This is a genomic window from Paraburkholderia sp. RL17-381-BIF-C (assembly GCF_046026435.1).
Classification (GTDB): domain Bacteria; phylum Pseudomonadota; class Gammaproteobacteria; order Burkholderiales; family Burkholderiaceae; genus Paraburkholderia.
This window is the reverse complement of sequence record NZ_JARESX010000145.1, coordinates 1-5972: the sequence shown is the minus strand read 5'-3', so window position 1 is coordinate 5972 and position 5972 is coordinate 1. Positions and strand designations below refer to the sequence as shown.

Annotated in this window: 5 protein-coding genes; 3 read left to right on the top strand and 2 right to left on the bottom strand. The window is 63.0% G+C overall.

From position 1 onward, the window contains the following. The first annotated feature begins 334 nt into the window (after positions 1–334). Entirely contained in the window at positions 335–1921 is a 1587-nt protein-coding gene (locus tag P0D70_RS36040) for a Na+/H+ antiporter (protein ID WP_408188027.1), read from the top strand. Between the two features lie 48 nt (positions 1922–1969). Here P0D70_RS36040 and P0D70_RS36035 read toward each other — a convergent pair whose 3' ends face one another. Next, complete coding sequence (locus P0D70_RS36035; protein ID WP_408188026.1) at positions 1970–2608, bottom strand: HD domain-containing protein; 639 nt, start codon at positions 2606–2608, stop codon at positions 1970–1972. A gap of 239 nt (positions 2609–2847) precedes the next feature. Between P0D70_RS36035 and P0D70_RS36030 the strand changes: the two genes are divergently transcribed. Then, complete coding sequence (locus P0D70_RS36030) at positions 2848–3807, top strand: GlxA family transcriptional regulator (protein ID WP_408188025.1); 960 nt, start codon at positions 2848–2850, stop codon at positions 3805–3807. Positions 3808–3923: 116 nt separating this feature from the next. Beyond that, complete coding sequence (locus P0D70_RS36025) at positions 3924–4682, top strand: SDR family oxidoreductase (protein WP_408188024.1); 759 nt, start codon at positions 3924–3926, stop codon at positions 4680–4682. 101 nt (positions 4683–4783) lie between these two features. Here P0D70_RS36025 and P0D70_RS36020 read toward each other — a convergent pair whose 3' ends face one another. Beyond that, positions 4784–5530, bottom strand: coding sequence for a winged helix-turn-helix domain-containing protein (locus P0D70_RS36020; protein WP_408188023.1), 747 nt, complete (start codon positions 5528–5530; stop codon positions 4784–4786). Positions 5531–5972 lie beyond the last annotated feature (442 nt).

The following is a 5972-nucleotide window of genomic DNA, read 5'->3' as shown; positions in this document are numbered from 1 at the left end:
GAGTAGATATTTGGAGACCTTGTGCATCGCAGGACACGTTATCCCCAGTTTGTGTTGACAGGGCTGTTGATAACTCGGGGGCTGCACGCTTAAGTGCTTGAAGCGAATGGTTTTGTCACCGACGGTGCGGAGGAATGCAACTGGCGGCAACCCGCATCCTCCTGGCAGGCGCGCGTCAGTTATCCCCACAAATTGTTCGCAAGGCTGTGGACAACCTGCGCAGAGTCCATCCAAGTGATTGATACCACACACCTATCCTGTGTCGGCGCAACCACAGGCACCCCACCCACCGTGTGATAAAAAGTAGTTCTCCTGCCACCCAGCGAGGCCGCGCATGTCGTCCGTCATGGGCTTCAAAGTCGTTCTGCTGTCGCTCGTCGCGATTATCGGTTTGGAACTGCTCGCCAAGCGGCTGCGTCTGCCGCCAGCCGCCGCACTGCTGGTCGGCGGTGCGGCGATGGCCTTCGTGCCCGGACTCCCGCGCTTCAATCTCGACCCCGAGTTGGTCCTGATCGTGTTCCTGCCGCCGCTCCTCATGGACGGCGCCTACTTCTCCGTTTGGGACGAGTTCAAGCGCAATCTCGGCGGCATCCTGCTGCTCGCGATCGGCGCCGTCGCGTTCACCACGCTTGCCGTCGGTCTGGTCGTGCATTGGGTCGTGCCAGCGTTGCCATGGGCCGCCTGCTTCGCGTTGGGTGCGATCGTCTCACCGCCAGATGCCGTCGCCGCGAAGGCCGTGCTCGAACGCGTTGCGCTACCGCGCCGCCTGATGGTGATCCTCGAAGGCGAAAGCCTCCTCAACGACGCCGCCGGCCTCGTGCTGTTCCGCTTCGCCGTCGCGGCCGCGCTAACCGGTACCTTCAGCGCACAGCATGCGATTGGACGCTTCGCCGTGCTCGCGTTGGGCGGCGTGACGGTAGGCGTAGCGGTCGGCTTCCTGGTCGTCAAGCTGCTGCGCTATCTCGACGACGCGTACCTTGTCGTCGTCGCATCGACGCTTTCTGCCTGGATCAGCTACATCGTCGGGGACGTGCTGGATGTATCGGGTGTGATCGCGACGGTGAGCTGCGGGATGGTGCTCGGCTGGCATCAGCACGAAGTCTTCTCGGCCGCGGTAAGAATGCGCGGCACCGCCTTCTGGCAGGTCCTAATCTTCCTGATGGAAGCGCTGGTGTTCATGCTGATCGGGCTATCGCTGCGCGGCGTGATCGTGCGGCTGGGCGGCGTCGGCGATACGTTGACCGCATTCGCGCCGGCCGTCGGCGCGGTGCTCGCGGCGGTCGTGCTGTCACGCTTCGTGTGGGTCTTCGTGACGGAATGGTTGAAAGCGCTCGTGTGCAAATTAACGCGTCGCGAGGGCGGCAAGGCCGACTGGCGCTCGGCTACTGTCACGAGTTGGGCGGGCATGCGTGGCGTGGTCACATTGGCTATCGCGCTCTCCTTGCCGGAGACCATGCCCGGCCGCGATCTGATTCTGGTCGCCTCATTTGCCGTGATTCTGGTAACGGTGCTCGGGCAGGGCACGACGATCGGACCACTGATTCAATGGATCAATCCGGACCACGCGGCCGAACGAAACGCACGGCATCTGACCGAGCCGCAGGCGTGGGCACGGCTCGAAGCCGCGCAACTCGCCGCGATCCAGCCGCTGGTGCACGGGCCGGATGGCAGCGTGATTCATCCACGTTTGCTGGAACAGTACAGTTACCGCGCGCGCATCACGCAGGGCTATCAGAACGAAGCAGCCTTCCCCGCCGCCGAACGCGCTGCCCATTACGACGTTGTGCTGGCAGCCGTCTCCGCGGCTCGCATCGAGCTATTGCATCTGCATCGAACGGGCTTGCTTCACGATGAACTGTTGACCATTCTCGAACACGATCTCGATCTGCAGGAGATCGCCGCGTTGCATGGCAGGGGCTGAGCGCCTATGTCATCTGCTCCGAATTGGCTCGTAACGCTCACCGGCAACTCACTCCTTCCACGCCGAACCCAAAATCATCGTGCAGAAATTCTCGCGATGGTAATGCGGGTCCTTCAGCGCCAGCACGTCCGCTTTCACGTTCCCGAAGGTGGTCTCCGGTTTGTGAATGGTGCCGTGCGCGAACGCGTCGATAATGCCTTCCTTGAAATGCGCGCCTCGCGGATGCGCGTGCGTGACCTCGTGGCGCTGGTGCTCGGTAAATTCATCGTAGGCGAGCCCCAGCACGTCCATCTCCACGCCCGCCGTGACCAGCGCGACCACCGGCTTCATATGCTGCGGAATGCCAGGCGTCGTGTGCAGTGCGATCGAGTTCCAAACCTGATCGATGTCGTCCTCGCCAATGCCGTGACGTCGCAGGAAATCACGCGCCGCGTTCGCGCCGTCCACCTCGAAGCGGTCGTGCTCGCTGCTATACGGCGCAACCAGCCCCATGTCATGAAACATCGCGCCGATGTACAGCAGTTCGGGATCGTACTTCAGCTGCTTGCGCGCGCCAGCCAGCGAGCCGAACAGAAAAACGCGCCGCGAATGGTGATACAGCAAGTCGGTTTCGGTATCGCGCACGAGTTGGGTGGCTTCGCGCGCCATCATGCTGTCGGGAATCTGAATGCCTGCGATCGTGGTCATGTAATGAACTCCGTAATGGATTCGAATGAACGGAACGCGCGGTCTTTGTGACTTGAAAGCGCGTTTGGTATGCTGGTCCGCGGCGCTTTTTTCAGCGATTCAAGCAACGCGTCCGATGAAGTCCAGTATTGGTCAACGCGCCGCCGCAAACAATCGTCGTGGACCGTTGAACACTGCCAAACGCACCGCGTTGACTGCCGCGGCATGCGGAGTCCGTCCATCGTCACAGGAAGTTTTCGATGCCCACCGTTGCGATCGCCATCTTTCCCGGCGTGCAGGCGCTCGACGTCGCCGGCCCCGTCGACGTGTTTTCCGAAGCCAACCGTTTCACCGCGCCCGAAGATCACTACGAGGTGAAGCTGATCGGTGCGGAATCCGCACCATTGCGCGCGTCCAACGGCATGACGCTGGTCGCGGACGCCACCTTCAGCGAAGCGCGTCGTCCGTTCGATCTTGCCCTTGTCGCGGGCGGGCCCGCGCTGCCCGATCGCGCGCCCGACGCGCGTGTGCTGGAATGGCTCGCCAATGTCGCCACGCAGGCCGGCCGTTACGGTTCCATCTGCACCGGCGCATTCGCGCTCGGCCACGCGGGCCTGCTCGATGCCCGCCACGTCACCACGCACTGGCAGCATGCAGCGCAACTGGCGGCGCAATTTCCCAACGCGCGCGTCGATTTCGACCGTATTTACCTGCGCGACGGACCACTCGTCACATCAGCCGGCGTGACGGCCGGCATCGATCTGTCGCTCGCTCTCGTCGCCGAAGATCATGGGCCGCACATCGCGCTCGCGGTCGCCAAACGCCTGGTGGTGTTCGCGCAGCGGCAAGGCGGCCAGTCGCAGTTCAGCCCCTACCTGACCGCGCCTGTCGACGAGACGTCGCCCGTTGCCAAAGTCCAGGCGCACGTCATGGAACGGATTCGCGAGAGCTTCACGGTGAAGCAACTGGCCGACGTCGCGGGGATGAGCGCGCGCAACTTCGCGCGAGTGTTCGTGCAGGAGACCGGCGTGACGCCGCATGAATTCGTCGAACGTGCTCGTGTCGATGCCGCGCGCAAGCTGCTCGAGAGTAGTAGCGCGGCGCTCAAGGCGATCGCGTACGACTGCGGCTTCGGCACGGCCGACCGCATGCGCATTGTGTTCACCAAGCGGATCGGCGCGACGCCCATGCAGTATCGGGAGCGCTTTCGCTCGCCTTGAACCTGAGCGTACGCAGGCATGAACGCGTCTGACGGTCGGCACAGGGCGCAAGACGCAGGAAAATATTGCGTGAGAAAATAGCGGCCTTGCTCACGCCAACGATTTCAAGGACCGACATGACCAACTCTTCTCCGATCCGTGCGATCGTTACCGGCCACAACCGCGGTCTGGGCGCGGCGCTCGCCGAACAACTTCTTGCTCGCGGAATCGCGGTGCTGGGTTTGTCCCGCTCGCGTCATGCCACGCTCAAAAACCATTTCCCGGCGCTGCTCGAAGAAATCGAACTCGAACTCGCCGACACGACCCGCGTCTCGCAATGGATCGCGACTCACGCGCTGCGCGAATTCGTCAGCGGCGCGCAAACCGTGCTGCTGATCAACAACGCGGGGATGGTGCAGCCGATCGGCCCGATTGAAGGACAAGACGCGGCGGCCATCGCAAACGCGGTGAGCCTCAATGTCGCCACGCCGTTGATGCTCGCCAGCGCGCTCGCCGCAGCCGCCGCCGACGCAACCGACCGGCGCATCGTGCACATCTCCAGCGGCGCGGCGCGCAACGCGTATGCCGGATGGAGCATCTACTGTGCGACGAAGGCCGCGCTCGATCATCACGCGCGCGCCGTCTCGCTCGATGCGAATCGCGCGCTGCGTATCTGCAGTCTGGCGCCGGGCGTGATCGATACGAATATGCAGGCCGAGATTCGCGGAAGCGGGGCCGAACAGTTCCCAATGCGCGAGAAATTCGAAGAGCTCAAGCGCAACGGCCAACTATCGTCGCCTGAACAGTGCGCTACCCAGTTGCTCGACTACGCATTGAGCGATGCTTTCGGTCAAACGCCCGTCGCCGATATTCGCGAGATCGCGAAGCCGGCGTAACCAGCAAAAACGGTGCAAAACACGGAGCGAAAAACGGCGCGACATTGGATCGCGTCGAGCGCTCCCGAAAAGTCTCACCTTTTGGGTCGCTCGCCACTGATCTACACGCCGGGCGCGACCAGCGCGCCGCGCTCGGCCGCACCCAGCTCGCCGTGCGGCACGAACACATAGCCGCGTCCCCACACGGTTTGCACGTAACGCGGCTCGGAAGGATCGATTTCGATCAGACGACGCAGCCGCCAGATCGACACATCGAGGCTACGCCCTTGATGCAACACGCTATTGCCGCGCAGCTTCTCGTTGAGCTGCACGCGCGTGAGCACGGTCATCGCGTGATTGACGAAGATCTTGAGCAACGCGAACTCGGAACTGCGCAACGCGAAGTGCTCGTTGTCGCGACGCAATTCGCGCGCGGAGAAGTTCAGTTCGCAGCGGCCAAAGCGATACGGCGGCCGCGTCTCCGGCGCACCCGGAGCGACCGTGCCGCGCCGCCGTAGCAGCACGCGAATGCGGGCGAGCAGTTCGGCAGGGTCGGCGGGCTTGCTCATGAAGTCGTCGGCCCCGAGTTCGAGACCGATCACACGATCAATCGCCTTGTTGCTCGCCGAGAGCAGAATCACGGGCACATCGTTGCCGCCCATGCGCAGGTCGCGCAAGACGGCGAGACCATCGCCATGCGGCGCCGAAATGTCGAGCACCAGCAGCGAAGGCCGTTCCATCTCGACCACATGCTTGAGCCCGGCGCCCGGCGGACGTGCGGACACACCGCAGCCCTGGCCGCGCAATGATTCGCCCACCACGGCAGTCAAGCCGGCATCGGCGCCCACGAAAAGAATATGCTGACTCATCCAACTGATTCCAGGAGACGATCGTTGTTCAGAGACAGGCACCTGGCGTGCGGATATAGTCAATCCGCGCCCGCTGTCGTCCGCGTCGCCATCATCCCTGCATGCGGGTGTTCTCAAAACGCGGAACAGCCCCCAAGGTTGCCAATTTCTTCCCAACTCTTTCAACTCGGAACGTGATATGGCACGCCGCATGTGCCGCCCCGTAAGCGTTGCCGTCTCGCTCCCGAAAAGGCTCACCTTTGGCATGGAGCGCTTTGGGTTTGGCACGAGGCGCGCGTTGAACTGCTCCTGAAAACGCTCACCTTTCGAGCTTGGGGGCAGGCCGCAAGGGCAAGCTGGGCGTGGCCCGGATGCTTGAGAACAGGCCACTCCCGCAAACCCTCACCTTTAGAACCGGCAGAGTAATTTGCATACCCAGGTAAGCGGCCGTGCGTGTGCGGGC